Below are 17,569 nucleotides of genomic sequence, written 5' to 3'. Positions count from 1 at the left end.
ATGACAGAAAAATTGAAGGCACCGTACGGTTCGTGGAAGTCGCCGATCACTTCGGATCTGATAGTCGCCGGAACGATTGGGCTCGGCGATATTGGGTTGGATGGCGAGGACATTTACTGGATCGAGACGCGTCCTTCGGAAGGCGGGCGCAGTGTGATCGTGCGGCGACCGCCGGATGGAACGACGACCGACGTGACGCCGCCCGGCTTTAACGCACGCACAACGGTACACGAGTATGGCGGCGGAGCTTATTTCGTTCACGAAGGCACGGTTTACTTCTCCAACTTCTCCGATCAACGCCTCTATCGACAGGCGCCGGGAGAACAGCCTCAGCCAATTACTACGGCCGAGAAGATGCGCTACGCCGATGGCGTGATCGATCGCCGGCGCAATCTGATCTATTGCGTGCGCGAAGATCACACCTCAGGCGGCCGTGACGCGGACAATACTCTGGTGAAGGTGAACGCCGGGGGTGACGAAGGCGGAGAAGTCATCGCTTCGGGTAATGATTTCTATTCGTCGCCGCGGTTGAGTCCGGACGGCAACCGACTAGCTTGGCTCACGTGGAACCATCCCAACCTGCCCTGGGATGGAGTCGAACTATGGGTTGGCGAGCTGGACGAAGATGGTCGGATCGTCAGAAAGGAACTCGCGGCAGGCGGTAAGAACGAATCGATATTTCAGCCTGAGTGGTCGCCCGGCGGGGCTTTGCACTTCGCGTCGGACCGAACCGGTTGGTGGAACCTTTATCGCCGCAGCGGTGAGGGTTCAATCGAGCCGCTTTGCGAAATGGAAGCCGATTTCGGAGCGCCGCAGTGGGTATTCAGAATGTCGACCAACGCGTTCGAATCGGAGCATCGCATCATATGCACGTATTGCGAGCGAGGCAACTGGCGATTGGCGATCCTCGACACGTCAACGCGCAAACTTGAACCCATAGACGCTTCTTTCACCGAGGTCGCGGGACTCCGAGCTGCGCCCGGCCGCGCGGTGTTCGGCGGGGGCTCGCCGACAAAGCCAATGGCGATCATGAAGCTCGATCTTGCAACCGGTGAGGCTCAACTGCTTGGTCAATCGAGCAGCGTCGAAATTGATGGGGACTACCTTTCCATCCCTAGAGCCATCGAATTCCCGACCGAGCAGGGGTTGACCGCGCACGCGTTTTTTTATCCGCCGGCCAATCGCGACTACGAAGCTCCGCAAGGCGAGCGTCCGCCACTGATAGTCATAAGTCACGGCGGGCCGACATCGGCGAGCACGACTACCCTCAAGCTGAACATTCAGTATTGGACCAGCCGGGGATTCGGAGTGCTGGATGTGAACTACGGCGGGAGCACCGGCTACGGGCGCGCGTATCGCGAACGGCTCAACGGTCAGTGGGGAGTCGTCGACGTCGATGATTGCGCGAACGGCGCGCGGTATCTGGTCGAGCGCGGGGAAGCTGACGGCAAGCGATTGATCATTCGGGGCGGAAGCGCGGGCGGCTACACGACACTTGCAGCGCTCACTTTTCGCGCCGTGTTCAAAGCGGGCGCCAGCTACTACGGAATCAGCGACCTCGAGCTTCTGGAACAGGACTGTCACAAGTTCGAATCACGCTACAACTACAGCCTGATCGGTCCGTATCCGGAACGAAAGGACCTGTATTGGCAGCGCTCGCCGATTCATTTTACGGATCGATTGTCCTGCCCGATCATTTTGTTTCAAGGGCTCGAAGACAAAGTGGTGCCGCCCAATCAAGCTCAGATGATGTACGAAGCCGCACTCAAGAAAGGCTTGCCGGTCGCGTATGTAGCGTTTGAAGGCGAGCAGCACGGCTTCAGGAAAGCGGAGAACATCAAGAGGTCGCTTGATGGTGAGTTGTACTTTTATTCGAAGGTGTTCGGGTTTGATCTCGCGGAGGCGGTCGAGCCTGTGGACATTGCTAACCTCTAAGATACCGTTGGCGAAGCCAAGCTCAACGGGTTAAGATTCGCTCGAAGAGAGCTGAATATGTCTACGCAACCTAAGCACCGATATACCTTGGAAGAATACCTCGCGCTGGAACGCGAATCTGAGGTCAAGTACGAGTACTGGGACGGCGAGATCTTTGCGATGAGCGGCGGCACATTCCCACACGACCGGATAATGGGAAACAGTATTAATCTGCTCAGCGCTAAATTGCTCGGGAGAGACTGCTGCGTCTTCACCAACAACATGCAGATCGAAGTTCCCGCGGCGCCACCGTATCGCTACGGCGATTGCAGCGTCGCGTGCGGAGGCGTTGAGATCGAGAAATTCAACGGGGCCGATTTGCTTGTCAATCCGGTTCTGATCATCGAGGTGCTTTCGCCAAGCACCGAAGCCTATGACAGGGGCGACAAGTTCACCTATTACAAATCCATTCCGAGCTTTCGCGAGTATCTACTGATCGCACAGCACAGACCGCACATCACACATTACGTGAAATCCGATACCGGCAAGTGGGACTATGAAGAAACCAATGACCTCAGCAGCAGCATCTACCTCCCGACGATAGACTGCACGCTCGCGCTCAGTGACGTCTATCGAGAGGTCGAATTCAGCCAGAACACAGATTGATGTCCTCCGCACCGCGTTACCGGTTAGCACACATTCCAACAGGTCTACTGAACATCGCGGTACGGAGTTTCGCGCTGAGGAGCCTTATTTGGACTGCGGCGGCAAGTCTTCGCGACGCCGCTTTTGTTCACGGTTCAAGTAATCGCATCGGGAAAGCGGCGTCCCGAAGACTTGCCGCCGCGGTCCGAGTCACCTTGCGCGGCTGACCCTGCAGATCGAGATGGTATGTTCTGCTTTGCGCCTTCGCTTGGCGATGGTAGACAATTGTCTCATCTATGAAGACCTTCAAACGCATCGAAACCAAACTAATCCATGCCGGCGAGCCTGAGCCGAGAATTCTAGGGGCAGTCAGCATGCCGATTTTTCAGACGGCAATGTTCGAATACGCCGGCGAGGAAAGTTATCACGACATCCGCTACATCCGGCTGAACAACAGTCCAAATCATCTGGCGCTGCATCGAAAGCTGGCGGCGCTCGAGAACGCCGAAGCAGCCCTTGTGGCCGCCAGCGGGATGGCTGCGATCACGACAACGTTGCTGACCGTCCTTTCTGCCGGTGATCATCTGTTAGCGCAAGACTGTCTGTACGGGGGAACGCACGACTTTCTCACAAAAGACTTCGCGGGGTTCGGGCTCGAGCTCGATTTCATAAACGGCGACGACCCCGATTCATGGAAGAGCAAGCTTCGGCCAAACACCAAGGCTATCTACGTGGAAGCGATATCCAACCCGCTGCTCCAGGTCAGTGACCTCAAGGCCGCTTCGGCATTCGCCAAAGAAAACGGTTTGGTCTCGCTCATCGACAACACGTTTGCGAGCCCGATCAATTTCAGGCCCGCCGAGTGGGGCTTCGACGTGTCGCTTCACAGTTGCACCAAGTACTTGAACGGCCACTCTGACATCGTAGCGGGCGCGTGCATCGGACGAGCCGATCTGATCGAAGAGATCACGCACAAGCTCAATCACCTCGGTGGTTCGATGGACCCCCACGCGGCGTTCTTGCTTCATCGCGGGATGAAGACGCTGGCGCTGCGAGTCGGATGTCAAAACGATAGCGCGTTGAAGATCGCACGTTTCCTGGAGGGTCACCCGGCAATTGAGAAGGTGAACTATCCGGGTCTCGAAAGCCACCCAGCGCATAAGCGCGCGCGCGATTTGTTCGACGGCTTCAGCGGCATGGTGAGCTTCGAGATAAAGGGCGGCGTCAACGCGGCTCAAAGGTTCATGACGAAAGCGAAGCTGCCTATCATCGCGCCGAGTCTGGGCGGAGTGGAAACGCTGATCATTCGGCCGTCAACAACTTCACACTCCGGAATGTCGCGCGAAGATCGAAGGCGGCTGGGAATAACCGATGGCCTGATTCGAATGTCAGTTGGAATCGAAGCGACTGAAGAGATCATTGAGGACTTCGATCAGGCGCTTAGAGGTTCGTAGTTCGGCCTTCAGGCGGAAGTTGGTAGACTCGGTCCTCCGGTAGATCCACAGTCGAACCAATACAAACTTCCGCCTGAAGGCCGAACTACGAACGCGTTGTGGTGGGTCCCGAGGCAGAATATGAGCAGCAAAATCTGCGTGGTTACCGGCGCAAACGCCGGCATCGGAAAGGAGACCGCGCTCGGTCTCGCGAAGCTCGGAGCAACCGTCGTGATGGTTTGCCGCGACCGTGAGCGCGGCGAAGCGGCACAGCACGAGATCAAACAGAAAAGCGGCAATGATCGGGTCGAACTGATGATCTGCGATTTCTCCTCGCAGAATTCCATTCGACAATTCGCAAATGATTTCAAGCAGCGTTACGACCAGCTCGACGTGCTGGTCAACAACGCGGGAGTCGTCTTGCACGAGCGCTCAATGACTGAAGACGGGCTGGAGAGCACCTTTGCGATCAACCACCTTGGCTACTTCCTTCTCAGCAACCTGCTGCTGGACGTGCTGCGGAAGAGCGCGCCTTCGCGAATCGTGAACGTCGCCTCGACGGCTCACAAATATGGCAAGCTCGACATCAACGCGTGGCCGGCCGGAAGAGACTACAGCGCGTTTAGAGCCTACGCGAATTCCAAACTCGCCAACGTGTTGTTCACGTACGAACTCGCGCGACGGCTGCAAGGAACGGGTTTAAGCGCAAACTGTTTGCATCCTGGCGGAGTCGGAACTAACCTCTTTCGCGGGCTGCCGGGATTCGTGCAGGCTTTGATCAAACTGGTGACGATAGGCCCGGAGCGCGGCGCTCGCACTTCGATCTATCTTGCGAGTTCCTCTGAGGTAGAAGGCGTCACCGGAAAGTATTTCGCGAGACGGCGGCAACAGAAATCATCCGAGGCGTCTCACAATCAAGAAGCCGCGCGACGCTTGTGGGAACTGAGTAAAGAGCTTACCGGCCTTCAGGATATCAGTGCAGTAAGATGAGTTCTCAGAAGCTCGCTACGAGAACCCAGGGCGTTTGATTCGGTTCCCCATCGGGTAGCGTCCTAATACAGATTAGGACAGCAGCCCCAATCGAAGTTCCGCGTACTCTGATCACAATTATGTTGTTTTATGTTGTATATTATTAGTCGCCGCCGGTGTAAGGCAGCGAAAGCAAGCGAAGGAGGTTCTGAGATGAGCACCAACCAAATCACACACAAGAACAGATACGCTTCTGTGTCTATCAGCCAAGCGGAGCTTCTGAAGCGCAAACGCCCCGACAGACCCGTCTGGCAGATGGTCGAGGAGTTGTTGAAGCGCATTCCGCAAGACGTGCTGGACCAGTTGCCCACCGATGGCTCGGAGCAACACGATCACTACATTTACGGCACACCCAAGAGAACCTAAATGAGGGTGGTATTTGCTGACACCAGTTATTGGGTTGCTGTAATGGACCCCAGAGACCAGTGGCATGACCAAGCGGTGGCCATCGGAAAGTCCCTTGAGAACGACCTATTGCTAACGACTGATGAAGTATTGATCGAGTTGCTAGCCTTCTTCTCAGCCTTCGATCCTCGGATGCGGCAATACCTTGCCGAGTTTGTTCGGGATTTACTTGCCAATCAGACGCACGTAGACGTAGTTGAGCAGAGCCGCGAGTCGTTTCTCGCCGGACTCGCGCTGTACGAAAAACGGCCCGCCAAAAGCTACAGCCTCGTCGATTGTATCTCGATGCAGCTCATGAAGGCAGAGGGGTTAACCGACGCACTGACCAGCGACGGCCACTTCTTCCAGGAAGGCTTTACGATTCTGCTCAAGGAGCACATGTCATAACGTCAGAGAAAGACGTCAGGGAAAACGACCGCGTCGATCTACAATCGGAGGTTCGCAATGAGAAAGCACTTTCTAGTACTCATCACCTTTCTTCTGATTCCATTCACCGCGCAAGCACAGAAGCGCGCGTTCGCCATCGAAGATCTCTACCGGGTTAGATCAATCTCCGACGTTCACGTGTCTCCCGATGGGCGCTCGGTGATCTACGCCTTGACGACTTCTGACCTTCCGCGCGCTAAACGCGTCAGCCACATCTGGATGATGGATATCGACGGCAGGAACACCCGCCAGCTCTCGAGCGGTGAGAAAGGAGAGAGCTCGCCGGTGTTTTCACCCGACGGCAAATCGATCCTGTACATCAGCACAAAAGATGGGAGTGCTCAGCTTTACCTTATGCCGACCACCGGAGGCGAAGCGAAAAAGCTCACCAACATCTCGACCGGAGTCTCCGATCCGCTCTGGTCTCCCGATAGCAGGTGGATCGCATTCTCTTCGGACGTGTATCCGGAATGCGGGGGCGACGACGCTTGCAACAAGAAGATCGCCGACACCTGGTCGCAGGGACCGCTCAAGGCGCACACCGCGGAAGCGCTTCTGTATCGACACTGGACCGAGTGGAAAGACGGAACTCGAACGCACATCTTCCTTGCTAACGCGGCAACCGGCGAAGCGAAGGACGTCACGCCGGGCGATTTTGATTCGCCGCCGTTTCAACTGGGCGGACCGCTGCAATATGACTTCGCGCCTGATGGAAAAGAGCTGGTCTTTGTTTCGAACCACGACAAGCAGCCGGCTTCTTCGACCAACAACGACCTCTGGCTGCTGTCGCTGGTGGACGCGCAGACTCAGCCTCGCAATATCACGGCGGCGAATCCCGCCTACGACGGCAGCCCAAAGTATTCACCCGACGGCAAGTACATCGCTTATCGCATGCAGAAGCAGCCCGCCTACGAGTCTGATTTGTTCCGGCTGGCTATCTACGATCGCGCGACTCGCGCATCGACTGTGCTGACCGAATCATTCCGCAACTGGGTTGATGAATTCGAGTGGTCGGATGATTCGAAGTCGATTTACTTCGCCGCGCCGGTTGAAGGTCAGAGTCCGGTGCATCGTCTCGACCTGTCGTCGAAGGCGATCTCGCAGGTCCTGGTTGACAAGACGATTCTTGGCTGGGAACTCGCGGGAAAGCGGTTGCTATACGCGCGCAGCTCGGTCGGCGAGCCGGTTGAAATCTTCAGCGCCGACGTCAGCAGCGGAAAGGCGACGGCTCCGGCGCGGCTCACTCATATCAACGACGCCGTGGCGAGTGAAGTAGATATTCGCCCGGCGGAAACCATGTGGGTAGACGGCGCAGGCGGAGCGAAGATTCACGTATTCATCGTCAAGCCTCACGGCTTTGATCCGAGCAAGAAGTATCCGTTGGTTCTCAACGTACACGGCGGCCCGCAGTCGCAGTGGTCCGATGCGTTCCGCGGCGATTGGCAGGTTTACCCGGGAGCGGGCTACGTCGTCGCGTTCGCGAATCCGCACGGCTCGACGGGGTACGGACAGGAATTCACCGCGGCTATTTCAGGCGACTGGGCGGGCAAGGTCTACGAAGACCTGATGAAGGTGACGGACGCGATGGAGAAGTTGCCCTACGTCGATCGCAACCGAATGGGCGCAATGGGGTGGTCTTACGGCGGATACATGATGATGTGGTTCGAGGGTCACACCGACCGGTTCAAGGCTATCGCTTCGATGATGGGGCTGTACGATACGCGCTCGTTCTACAGTGGGACTGAAGAGCTGTGGTTTCCCGAATGGGACCTGAAAGGTCAACCGTGGAACTCCACGCTTTACGAGAAGTGGTCGCCTTCCAACTCGGCGAAGAACTTCAAGACGCCCGCGCTTGTCATCAGCGGCGAGCGCGACTATCGCATCCCGTACACGCAGTCGCTTCAGTTTTTCACCGCGCTTCAAAAGATGAATGTGCCGTCCAAGCTGATTATCTATTCGAACGCGGGTCACTGGCCGAGTTGGTACGAAATGGCGTTGTATTACACGGCTCATCTCGAATGGTTTCACAAGCACCTTGGCGGCGGCGGACCGCCCTGGACTACAGATCAATTTCTGCGAAACCAGGTGTTCGATCGCCCTAGCGGCAAGCGCCTGGTTTCCGAACCCGCTGAGGCGACCAGGAATAAATGACCAGCGACAAGCTAAGCCAATTCACAGGGCAGAAATATCTAAACCTCGAAAGCTATCGCAAGAACGGCAACGCTGTCGCGACGCCGGTGTGGTTCGCCGAAGACGGCGGCGAGTTGTACATCTACTCGCTTGCGGACGCCGGCAAGGTCAAGCGTATACGCAACAACCCTCGGGTGCGTGTCGTGCCTTGCGACGCACGAGGGAAACTCAAGGGCGAGTGGATCGAAGCCCGGGCGCGAATCCTTGACGGCGCCGAAGCCGAGAAAGGTCACCGGTTGCTTGACGAGAAGTACGGCTTGCTGAAGAAGATTGGGAATGTCTTCAGCAAGCTGATGAAGCGAGAACGCGTGGTAATCGCGATCAAACTCGACTAGCCGCCGTAGCCTTGATGCCGTTGGCCCAGCCCCCTTGGAAGACCGAAGAATTCTGTTGAGTCAAAAAGCAAATCTGCATATACTGCCGCCATACTGAACGGTCGGATTCAATGATTTGGAAAGGAACATCAGGCCTGCGTATTGTCTCTCTTTAGACTGAAGGAGTTTTTGGTATGTCGGGCATCTGCGACCGATGCAACGAACGCACAAGTCAGATTGTTAACATCGCTCATCTCCCGGAGCTTGAAGCTGTCGCTCACCTTGGTTATCGGCAAGTGTGCGGCCCGTGTTACGACGACCTGTTGGCTGAGGCAAACGATTCTGAGGAGCGCAGTGATGAGGATCGCCGCGCCGAACCGCGGGTGAAAGTATCGTTGAAGGCTCGCGTCGAGGGTAACACGACGCACCTGGACGCCTTCGCCGACGAGATGAGCATAGAGGAGATCAGCCCCTCGGGACTAAGACTGCACACCCCTCGCGAGCTTGAGCCCGGCGCTCTGCTCAAGGTGTCCATTCCATCCTATGACTTCGAGGCGACGGCGATAGTCGAGTCGGTGTGGCGCGATGGGGGTGAACGAAGCATCGGGTTGAAGCTGGTCGAGCAGAGCGAGGGATGGGACAAGCTCTGGCAACATCACGCTGCAAAACAGTAATCGGGCAAACGTCTCTCATACTGTACGGCGTCATTTGGGTGGCCGCCCCTCGTTCCTCAAACCTGCACGTCCGCACTGAAGGCGGCAAGAAAAGCACGGACAGGGCTTGTTCATAACCTGACTCGTAGTCGCCGTCATTGATTTGATACACCCAGTCAACTACCCTACCTCAAATGACCACGAACCGGCCAAGCGCGCATCTTCGGTGTATCGAAGCCAACTGCGACGAGCGCCATCCGATAGACGCGCGCACACACACCTGCGTACGTTGCCACGGATTGCTCGATGTCTGCTACGACTTCGAACTGCCTGGCACTCCGGACGAAATGAAGGCGATCTTCAAAGAGCGCCGAACGGTCGACACTGATCTCGAACGGAGCGGTGTCTGGCGATTTCGCGAGCTGCTGCCTTTCGTTAACGATCTATCGCGCGTTGTTACGCTCGCCGAGGGCAACACTCCCATTTATCAAGCGCCACGGTCAGCCGCGTACGCTGGCCTCGAGCGGCTTCGGTTCAAGCATCAGGGTCTGAATCCGACCGGCTCATTCAAAGACAACGGGATGACTACTGGCGTCACGCAGGCTGTGGCGCTTGGCGCGCAAGCGGTTGCATGCGCATCGACCGGCAACACCTCGGCATCGATGGCGGCTTATGCGGCGCGAGCCGGAATGCGCGCTTTTGTCTTCATACCCGCCGGCGAGGTTGCTTATGGAAAGCTCTCGCAGTCGCTCGAGTACGGAGCCAGGGTCGTCGAGATCGAAGGCAATTTCGACGATGCGATGCGCCTCGTGCGCGAGCTGGCTGACGAGACCGATCTTTATCTCCTAAACTCGATCAATCCCTTTCGACTCGAAGGACAGAAGGCCATCATCATCGAAATGATGGAGCAATGCGGATGGCAAACTCCCGACTGGATCGTCCTACCCGGAGGCAACCTCGGCAACACGTCGGCTTTCGGCAAAGCGCTTCACGAGATGAAGGGTCTCGGATTCATCGATCGAATGCCGCGGCTGGCGGTCATTCAAGCGGAAGGGGCCGCACCGTTCTATGAGCTGTTCGCTTCAAGCGACAAGTCTGCTCTGCGTTCGTTCGCGCACCCGACGACGCTCGCAACCGCGATTCGCATCGGCAATCCGATCTCCTGGAGGAAAGCTCTGCGGGCGCTGGAATGGACCAACGGCGTGGTCGAGCGAGTCACCGAGCAGGAGATCGCAGACTCTAAAGCCGTCATCGGCCGCGACGGAATAGGGTGTGAGCCGGCTTCCGCTACGACGCTGGCGGGGATCAAGCGACTGGCGGGCTCAGGCGTGATCGATTCTTCAGATGACGTGATCGCGGTGCTGACCGGCAATCTCCTGAAAGATCCGAGCTATACGATCGGATATCACACCGGCAAGCTTGAGCTCGACGAGGACGGCCTGCGCCGGGAGATCAATGGCAACTTTGCGAATCGCCCGGTGCGGGTGGCTGCTGACAAGCAAAAGATCAAGCTTGTGTGCGAGGAGCCAGGCCTCTGAGTCCCGAAATCAGGGCAGCTAGGTGCGTTTAGTCTTACGCTGCGACTTCGCCTTAATCGAGCCAAGCCTCTTTATATACCTGAGCAAATCGGCTCTTTCCTCGGTAGACAGGCGCACCACTTCGTGTAGAATCTCGGTCACGTCGGGACTCGCGACGGCTTTTTGCACGGTTTCCAGGATCATCATAGGGTCAGGGGCGCGCCCAACGTTACGCTTGCCGCCGGCTTTTTCGGGAGCGCCGCACGCCACATGAAAGAGATCATCCACGTACACGCCGAGCCCGTCAGCCAGAGCTTGAAGCTTCTCTACTGACAGATTGCTCGCCCTGCCGATCGTGATGCTGGCGACGTAGCCATCCGTTATTCTTCCGCCCGACATACGCTGGACGTCTTTTTGGGTCAGGCCCTTCAGCTTCATAACTCGCCTGACGTATTCACTCAAATCCTGTCTGGCCCCGGGCATATTCCACTCTCCAAGTATCGACGGTGAATATTCCCACGTAATAACTGAAAATATTCATTGACATCTCCAAGCAAGAGGCTTAATATGGCGCTTGCCAAAAATAGTCAGGGTGCATTGGAGAATAAACACCACCCTGATTAGCCTTGTCAGCGGCATTTGTACCACACGGCCTGCGGCTGCTCAATGGTTCGGGCGAAAACGTACAACCGCTAATTCTCGTTGTACCGCCCAACAACAGTGGTAACAGGCATGGCAGGGCGCGTAGGACATTGGCTGGTACAAGTGCGATTCGTTTCTCCTTTAGCGGCTAAGAGGGCACGCTTCGCGGTGAGGACTGACACCCAGGAAGTCCGATCCGCGTTGCGTCCCTCTTTTTTTTTCGCGGGTAGTCCATTCGCCTTATGAAATCAATGCTGGTGATAGATCGCTCCGAAACACTTGCAAACCTATTCGCCGAGATCTTTGAGAAACGCGGCTGGAATGTTGATACGTGTCTTGATCGAGACTCGGCGATAGCCCGATTGGCCGGAAACAAGCCTTACGCCGTCATTCTGCTTAGCTACCGCGTGCCTGGGACAAACGGAGTAGAGCTTGTCGGACTGATCAGGTCGCTGGAGCACCGAAGGATGACTGCCGTTGTTATGGTAACCGGAAGGGATGAGGTCGCGGAGGACGCCCTGGCCGCAGGCGCCGACGAGGTCCTGCTAAAGCCAGTTAATCCGAGCGCTCTGATTTCGCGGTGGGAAAGCACGCCTTGGCTCGTGGGGATTGACACTTTGGCTGACATGAACCTCTTCGTGATCCGCCCGTACCCAGCGTAAGTGTATATGAGAACTGAAGCCGGCTGATGGCGGAGACATAAGCCCTCAACGATTTCCCGGTTCTTCTTACGCCCAATTGTCGTAGTGAAGTAAACGAATTTGCACTTCTTACGTCGAGCGTCAAAACCTAACAATGCGAATGCAGATGCGGCGACTAACGCGACTCACCAACGGGTTTTCAATGAAGTGGGAGAACCTAAAAGCCGCTCTCGCGCTCTATTTCGCTTGGTACAACTTCTGCCGATCCATCAGACCATAAGAGTGACACCCGCTATGGAGTCCGGTTTGACTGATCATGTTTGGAGCCTCGCGGAACTGCTCACAGCATAACAAAACCGCAACACCGAGCGTTCCTTGCTATTGACTGCCACAACAAGATGAGGTTATAAGATGGCCGCCGACAACAAACAGACTATGGTTGTTAACTACGACAGAATGCCCAAGCCGCTTCAAGAAAGACTTGGGACATCTTCCCGTGCATTAGCTGCGAAAGGGCCGCATCTTCAACTCAACCAAGTTCACCACGGAGACGCCAGACAACTACTGCCGCTAATAGAGCCCGACAGCGTTGCCTTGAGCGTATGGTCCCCGCCGTATTTTGTTGGCAAGCAATACGAGGCATATCTGAAACACTTCAACGACTGGCAGGCTCTACTAGAGTCGGTGATTGCCGCCCACTATCCGGCAATCGTCCCTGGCGGATTCCTCGTTGTTAATATCGCAGACATTTTATGCTTCAAGGACCCAGCTATGCCCAAGGTGCAGGCCGAAGCGGTCAGTCGGAAGAAATCGAAGATCACAAGAGAAGACGTGCTAGAAGCGATGGCTGAGAATCCAAAACTGAACCGCGATCAGTTGGCAAAACTTCTTGGGTGTAGTGAACAGACCATAGACCGGCGGCTGAATGGCAACAACATTCGCGGCGGTAAAAGTGAAACTCAAACACGCGTCAAGATCGTTGGCGGACTAGTAGAAGAATGGGCGCTTAGAGCTGGCTTCTATCCCTATGACCGTCGAATCTGGGCAAAGGATGCTGCCTGGGAGAATAGCCGTTGGGCAAGCCTATCATATAGGTCCGTCGATGAGTTTGAGTATCTGTACTTCTTCTGGAAGCCGGGAGTCACGAAGTTTGATAGGTCCAGGCTGACTCCGCAAGAGTGGAAAGAATGGGGCTCGCGTGGGATATGGACTTTTCCATCTGTGAGAGCAAACAACGATCACGAAGCCAAGTTTCCATTGGAATTGCCGCGACGTGTTATCAAGCTCTTGACTGATCCTGGGGACATAGTGCTTGATTGCTTCATGGGAAGCGGAACTACTGCCGTAGCAGCATTGAAAGAAGACCGATTATTCATCGGAATAGACATTGAGCAGAAGTCTGTCACCCTTGCGAATCGCCAAATAAAGAACGCCCAGCCAGCACAACTGAGCTTGCTAAAGCCATGACATGTTTATTCCGCTAGACATTCTTGCTGCTGACCTCGACAAGATCGAAGAGATAGAGAAAGCTTCGATGCGACTGGTTACGCAGGCCGTCTACGACTTTCGCGAGCAGGCCGCTGAGATTTTCCTGAGAGAAGCTGACTTTTCAGACATCGGGGAAGATACAACGCGTGAAGCGTTAGATAGAATGGGAGTCTCAAAGATCGGCGAGCGACTCTTCGGGAAAATAGACTACAAGCGAGCCCGTTATGTATTTCATCCTGATTACGCTGTGAAGCAAGCGCTCCTTGTTGATTCAAAGGCTGAAAGAACCGCTGGCCGAGGAACAGCGACACTACAAACCGCACAAACCTCGCTGAGGATTCGCCATATAAGGGCCGGGGAAGCTGTAGACATACCTGGAACTGTCCCATCGATTAAGCAGACCGATACGGCCAGCTACCTTACTACAACAATCTTCGTAAAATACCATTATCAGCAGCTTGCCGTAGATCGCGGCAGATTGGTTGACATAGTTATTGCCGCACTTCCGAATGGCCTACTCCAAGACCGGTATAATCCGACCGCACAGGAAACGATCTGGCTAACAGGCCGCAATGCGCCTACCCTGGGTGAAGCGTTCAGGGTTAGGCTGACATTCGCACGCCTGAAAGCTAAGGCAAAGTGGCGAGTGCAGGCCATTCCTATGGCACCGGACCCGTTCGTCTGGGATGATTAGCAACACAGATTTACATCACTACCCCAATTGTCAGAGCTACGATGGCGACGGCGACCGGCGAAGCGAGTGCAGACGCGGCCCGGGGTTCAGCCTCCGACGCGCCGGCTACCGTTTTTGGAGTCTCACAACCACCAGACCCGAGGACGTTGACTCGAGCCAGAAATCGATCTTATCGCCGGGCGCTATGGAATCCAACAGCGACCGGTCTTTAACGGCGTAAGGCATGTTCATCGCGGGCATCAAGTCCTTTATGTCCTGGTGATCGATTTGTATTCTTGCGCCGTCCTGATCGAACGATTCAACCAAGCCCACTCCACGGTGAAGATTCGCATCAGCGCGCTGACCGATTCGCGAGGTTGCGTAGCTCGGTTCCGATTTCCGACGGTTTCCACTCGCTGCCTCGATAGAGCGTCAGCAGCTTTCCGTCAGCTCCGACTATCGCCGTACGCAATGAGTGAACGACCTGATCGCCTTCGCGCCAGTACTGCATGCCGAAGTAGGTAGCGATTTCTTTGACTTCATCCTTTGTTCCGCCCGCAAACTCCCAGTGACCCGTGTCCGCCTGGTGCGCGGCCGCGTACTCGCGTAGCACCTTCGGCGTGTCGTATTCCGGATCGACGCTGACGCTCAAAAGATGAGTCTTCGCGTATAGCTCGGAGTCGGACTTGAGCGCCTTCTCAATCTCAGAGAAGTTCTCGGTCATCAGCGGGCAGTAGTCGGGAAGCGGGCAGCGCGTGTAGATGAAAGTCAGCAACACGATGCGTCCGCGATACTGATGAAAGTTGACGCGCTTCCCGTTCTGGTTCACGAGCGTGAAGTCCGGGACTTCGTCACCCGGCTTCGGTTCAAGCGAACTCGACGAGGTCGCGGTTGCGTCCACCGATTCGTGAACGACCACGACATCTTCAAGCCAGGAGCGCGCGCCTCCGACCACCAGCGTCGCCTGCACGCGGTCTCCTGTGGTCATCACATCGAGCAGCGACGAGTCCTTCAGCTTGAACGGCATGGTCATCCCTTCCATGTAACCGGGTATCGATTCGTGAGCGATATTCACTACGGCGCCACGCTTATCGACGTTTACCACTTTGCCCTTGAGCTCAAATCGCTCCTCGTTCTCGGCCCGACGATGACTGCATGAAACCAATCCGGCGGCTATCAGAGCTGTCAGGAGAAGACCGCTCGCAGTTCTCATGACACGGGGGCTGTTGGCCGGTTGCCTGGCGTTTTCGCAGTTGAGTCGCATCGCAACGCATTCTCCGTCATCGAGACTGGAAGGACAACCCGAGCCCGTGCCCGCGTGCGATCAAGTTGACAGGTCAAGCGATCAGGGTTTACAAGAGCGAGGAATCGAACTTTGGTGCGGGGTTTCCAATTCGCCGAACAGATGAAGTCGGGCCGCGTGCTTAGCGAGCGAGATGTCGCGGATTGAAACCCGGAAATTCAGGGAGGAAGAAAATGAACCGTACGGAAATCGAGATAAAACTCAATCGAGACAGGGCGTGGTTGCTGGAAACCTTTACAGCCATGTCAGAGGAGGACCTCAGTCGCGCAATCACAACCAGCAGACACAACCCCGAAGCCTCGTGGAGCGCCAAAGACCATCTGGCACATTTGATTGGAATCGAAGTGGCCTTCAACAAGATCATCAAGCGGCACATCGAAGGTCATCCCAACCCCATAGGCGTAGCAACCGCGCAGGACGGAACGCGCCGCTCGCAAGAAGAAATCATGACTCTTGTTCACGCTATGAACGAGGTATGGGTGAATGAGCATAAGAGTATCACCTTGGGCGAAATTGTCGCCCTTGGTCAAACGGTTCGTTCCGAGACCCTAGCCATTCTTGCCAGTCTCACCGACGAACAGCTAGCAGAAAAGATACCGGGCGCGCCGTGGGGCGATACCACGGTTGGCGGTGTCATGGCGATCAACGGTGACCACGGGCGTCAACACTACGGTTGGGTCTCTGAAGCATTGGCCGGCAAAAAGAGTTGATCGCAGAGCCAAACAAGCACGGCGGCTCATTGGCGACGCGCCTTTCAGGTTCGCTGCCAATTGAGCCCGCGTCCACCAGGCTCGTGTGATATAGTCACCCGCAGCGCGCGGCGCGAAGCTGATCTCGAGACTGAAAGAAGGAAGCTCAACTCATGATTAAGACTCGACTGAGTTATGCAATCGTATTGGCCCTCACCGTTCTCGGTCTGACCACTATTCCCACGGCTCGAACAAGTCCGGCTGCCACGCCGACTTTCTCAAAGGATGTCGCTCCCATTCTGTTCAAGAACTGCGCGAGCTGTCACCGGCCCCGCGACATTGCGCCGATGTCGCTGCTCACCTACGAAAACGCCCGGCCCTGGGCGAAGTCGATTCGCGAAAAAGTGGCCGTCGGCAGCATGCCTCCGTGGCACGCAACGCAGGCGCACGGCATCTTCTCAAACGATCGGCGGTTGAGCGACAAGGATAAAGACACGCTGATCAGATGGGCGGACGGCGGCGCGCCGAAAGGTGATCCAAAAGATCTGCCGCCCGCTCCGAAGTTCGCCGACGGCTGGGAGATCGGCACACCCGACGCGGTCATCAGTATTCCGAAAGAGTTTGAAGTGCCGGAGTCGGGGACGATCGGCTATCAGTTCTTCGAGGCGCCGGCCAACTTCACCGAAGACAAATGGGTGCAGGCGATCGAGGTAAGGCCCGGCGCACGCAGCGTGGTGCATCACGTGTTGGTCTTCTGTCGCGAGCCCGGCGCGCGGCGCTCGCCTCCAGCCTTCGTGCAAATCGTGCCCAACCTCGGAGGCTTCGGGCAGGGGCACGGCAGCGCCTCGCCGCAGGAGCGCGGGCTGCCCGGCCCGCTGATCGCCACGACTGCGCCCGGCACTAACGCGATGACCTTTAAGCCCGGCACGGCTATGCGGATCAGGGCCGGAGCGGTGCTCGCGTTCCAGATCCACTACACTGCAAACGGCACGGCTACCAGGGACCGAACCAGCGTTGGGATGATCTTCGCCAGGCAGCCGCCGCAGCAGGAAATCCGGAACAGCGCGTTCGTCAACCCGCTGTTCGTCATTCCGCCCGGCGCTGACAATCAAGCGGTCGATTCGGCGATTCAGTTCAGCGAGGACTCACACATCTGGGCGTTGTTCCCGCACACTCATCTGCGCGGCAAAAGCTGGGAGTATCGGCTGGTGTACCCCGACGGTCGCTCCGAAGTCGTGCTGTCGGTTCCAAAGTACGATTTCAACTGGCAGACGTATTACGTGTTCACGAAACCGCTGGCGGTGCCGAAGGGATCACGGCTCGAGGCTTCGGCACATTACGATAACTCGACCGCAAACAAATGGAATCCCGACCCGAAGGTGGCCGTGCGATGGGGCCCGCAGACTTGGCAAGAGATGCAGTACTCGGGGATCACCTATTCGGTCGACGACCAGCACCGTGGGGCGACCAACGAGGGCAGTCGCAACGATCGGAAGTGAGGACTACCCGCAAAGTCTCAAGGCGGATAGCGGGTTCGGGGGCCACGACCCTCCCACGCGGCAGCGTGGTCGTGCTACTCACGACTTGCGATGTCCGACAATGAGGCT

General features: G+C 56.4%; 18 protein-coding genes and 1 pseudogene. 16 read left to right on the top strand and 3 right to left on the bottom strand.

The window, feature by feature from the left end; translation table 11 throughout:
- The 10 genes from AABO57_07445 (at window position 1) to thrC (ending at window position 10,547) form a co-directional block, all read left to right on the top strand.
- Complete coding sequence (locus tag AABO57_07445; GenBank protein MEK6285558.1) at window positions 1-1,935, top strand: S9 family peptidase; 1,935 nt, start codon at window positions 1-3, stop codon at window positions 1,933-1,935.
- 57 nt (window positions 1,936-1,992) lie between these two features.
- Window positions 1,993-2,580, top strand: coding sequence for a Uma2 family endonuclease (locus AABO57_07440; protein ID MEK6285557.1), 588 nt, complete (start codon window positions 1,993-1,995; stop codon window positions 2,578-2,580).
- A gap of 275 nt (window positions 2,581-2,855) precedes the next feature.
- Entirely contained in the window at window positions 2,856-4,013 is a 1,158-nt protein-coding gene (locus AABO57_07435) for an aminotransferase class I/II-fold pyridoxal phosphate-dependent enzyme (protein MEK6285556.1), read from the top strand.
- Between the two features lie 120 nt (window positions 4,014-4,133).
- Complete coding sequence (locus AABO57_07430) at window positions 4,134-4,982, top strand: SDR family oxidoreductase (protein MEK6285555.1); 849 nt, start codon at window positions 4,134-4,136, stop codon at window positions 4,980-4,982.
- Between the two features lie 192 nt (window positions 4,983-5,174).
- Complete coding sequence (locus tag AABO57_07425) at window positions 5,175-5,387, top strand: hypothetical protein (GenBank protein ID MEK6285554.1); 213 nt, start codon at window positions 5,175-5,177, stop codon at window positions 5,385-5,387.
- On the top strand, window positions 5,388-5,813 hold the full coding sequence (locus AABO57_07420) for a PIN domain-containing protein (GenBank protein MEK6285553.1): 426 nt from the start codon (window positions 5,388-5,390) through the stop codon (window positions 5,811-5,813).
- 57 nt (window positions 5,814-5,870) lie between these two features.
- A complete protein-coding gene (locus AABO57_07415) occupies window positions 5,871-8,003 on the top strand; it encodes a S9 family peptidase (GenBank protein MEK6285552.1) in 2,133 nt (710 codons plus the stop codon).
- On the top strand, window positions 8,000-8,377 hold the full coding sequence (locus AABO57_07410) for a PPOX class F420-dependent oxidoreductase (GenBank protein ID MEK6285551.1): 378 nt from the start codon (window positions 8,000-8,002) through the stop codon (window positions 8,375-8,377). The genes AABO57_07415 and AABO57_07410 overlap by 4 nt, the downstream gene beginning before the upstream one ends.
- Window positions 8,378-8,550: 173 nt before the next feature.
- Entirely contained in the window at window positions 8,551-9,030 is a 480-nt protein-coding gene (locus tag AABO57_07405) for a PilZ domain-containing protein (GenBank protein MEK6285550.1), read from the top strand.
- Between the two features lie 173 nt (window positions 9,031-9,203).
- Window positions 9,204-10,547 carry a threonine synthase gene (gene thrC / locus AABO57_07400; protein MEK6285549.1) on the top strand — a complete coding sequence of 448 codons (1,344 nt, stop codon included), beginning with the start codon at window positions 9,204-9,206 and terminating at the stop codon, window positions 10,545-10,547.
- Between the two features lie 18 nt (window positions 10,548-10,565).
- On the opposite strand, the gene AABO57_07395 is transcribed toward thrC, so the two are convergent.
- Window positions 10,566-11,009, bottom strand: a complete 444-nt coding sequence (locus AABO57_07395; protein MEK6285548.1) for a helix-turn-helix domain-containing protein — start codon at window positions 11,007-11,009, stop codon at window positions 10,566-10,568.
- Between the two features lie 401 nt (window positions 11,010-11,410).
- Between AABO57_07395 and AABO57_07390 the strand changes: the two genes are divergently transcribed.
- The 4 genes and pseudogenes from AABO57_07390 to AABO57_07375 all read left to right on the top strand — a co-directional run bounded on the left by AABO57_07390 (window position 11,411) and on the right by AABO57_07375 (window position 13,991).
- Entirely contained in the window at window positions 11,411-11,830 is a 420-nt protein-coding gene (locus AABO57_07390; GenBank protein MEK6285547.1) for a response regulator, read from the top strand.
- Window positions 11,831-11,933: 103 nt separating this feature from the next.
- Window positions 11,934-12,160: pseudogene (locus AABO57_07385) on the top strand (IS1 family transposase).
- A 60-nt stretch (window positions 12,161-12,220) separates the two neighbouring features.
- Window positions 12,221-13,276, top strand: coding sequence for a site-specific DNA-methyltransferase (locus AABO57_07380; protein ID MEK6285546.1), 1,056 nt, complete (start codon window positions 12,221-12,223; stop codon window positions 13,274-13,276).
- A gap of 1 nt (window position 13,277) precedes the next feature.
- A complete protein-coding gene (locus AABO57_07375; GenBank protein MEK6285545.1) occupies window positions 13,278-13,991 on the top strand; it encodes an SfiI family type II restriction endonuclease in 714 nt (237 codons plus the stop codon).
- A 105-nt stretch (window positions 13,992-14,096) separates the two neighbouring features.
- Here the strand turns inward: AABO57_07375 and AABO57_07370 are convergent, their stop codons facing one another.
- On the bottom strand, window positions 14,097-14,297 hold the full coding sequence (locus AABO57_07370; GenBank protein MEK6285544.1) for a copper-binding protein: 201 nt from the start codon (window positions 14,295-14,297) through the stop codon (window positions 14,097-14,099).
- Between the two features lie 25 nt (window positions 14,298-14,322).
- The gene (locus AABO57_07365; protein ID MEK6285543.1) at window positions 14,323-15,234 is read right to left on the bottom strand and encodes an SCO family protein; all 912 of its coding nucleotides are present in this window, start codon (window positions 15,232-15,234) and stop codon (window positions 14,323-14,325) included.
- Window positions 15,235-15,446: 212 nt separating this feature from the next.
- Between AABO57_07365 and AABO57_07360 the strand changes: the two genes are divergently transcribed.
- Together AABO57_07360 and AABO57_07355 are read left to right on the top strand one after the other, a co-directional pair.
- Window positions 15,447-15,983 carry a DinB family protein gene (locus AABO57_07360; GenBank protein ID MEK6285542.1) on the top strand — a complete coding sequence of 179 codons (537 nt, stop codon included), beginning with the start codon at window positions 15,447-15,449 and terminating at the stop codon, window positions 15,981-15,983.
- Window positions 15,984-16,135: 152 nt separating this feature from the next.
- The gene (locus AABO57_07355) at window positions 16,136-17,461 is read left to right on the top strand and encodes a thiol-disulfide isomerase (GenBank protein MEK6285541.1); all 1,326 of its coding nucleotides are present in this window, start codon (window positions 16,136-16,138) and stop codon (window positions 17,459-17,461) included.
- Window positions 17,462-17,569: the final 108 nt, after the last annotated feature.

The organism is Acidobacteriota bacterium (assembly GCA_038040445.1).
GTDB lineage: Bacteria > Acidobacteriota > Blastocatellia > UBA7656 > UBA7656 > Onstottus_A > Onstottus_A frigus.
The sequence above is the reverse complement of the archived record's forward strand: the minus strand, read 5'-3'. Positions and strand labels throughout refer to the sequence as shown.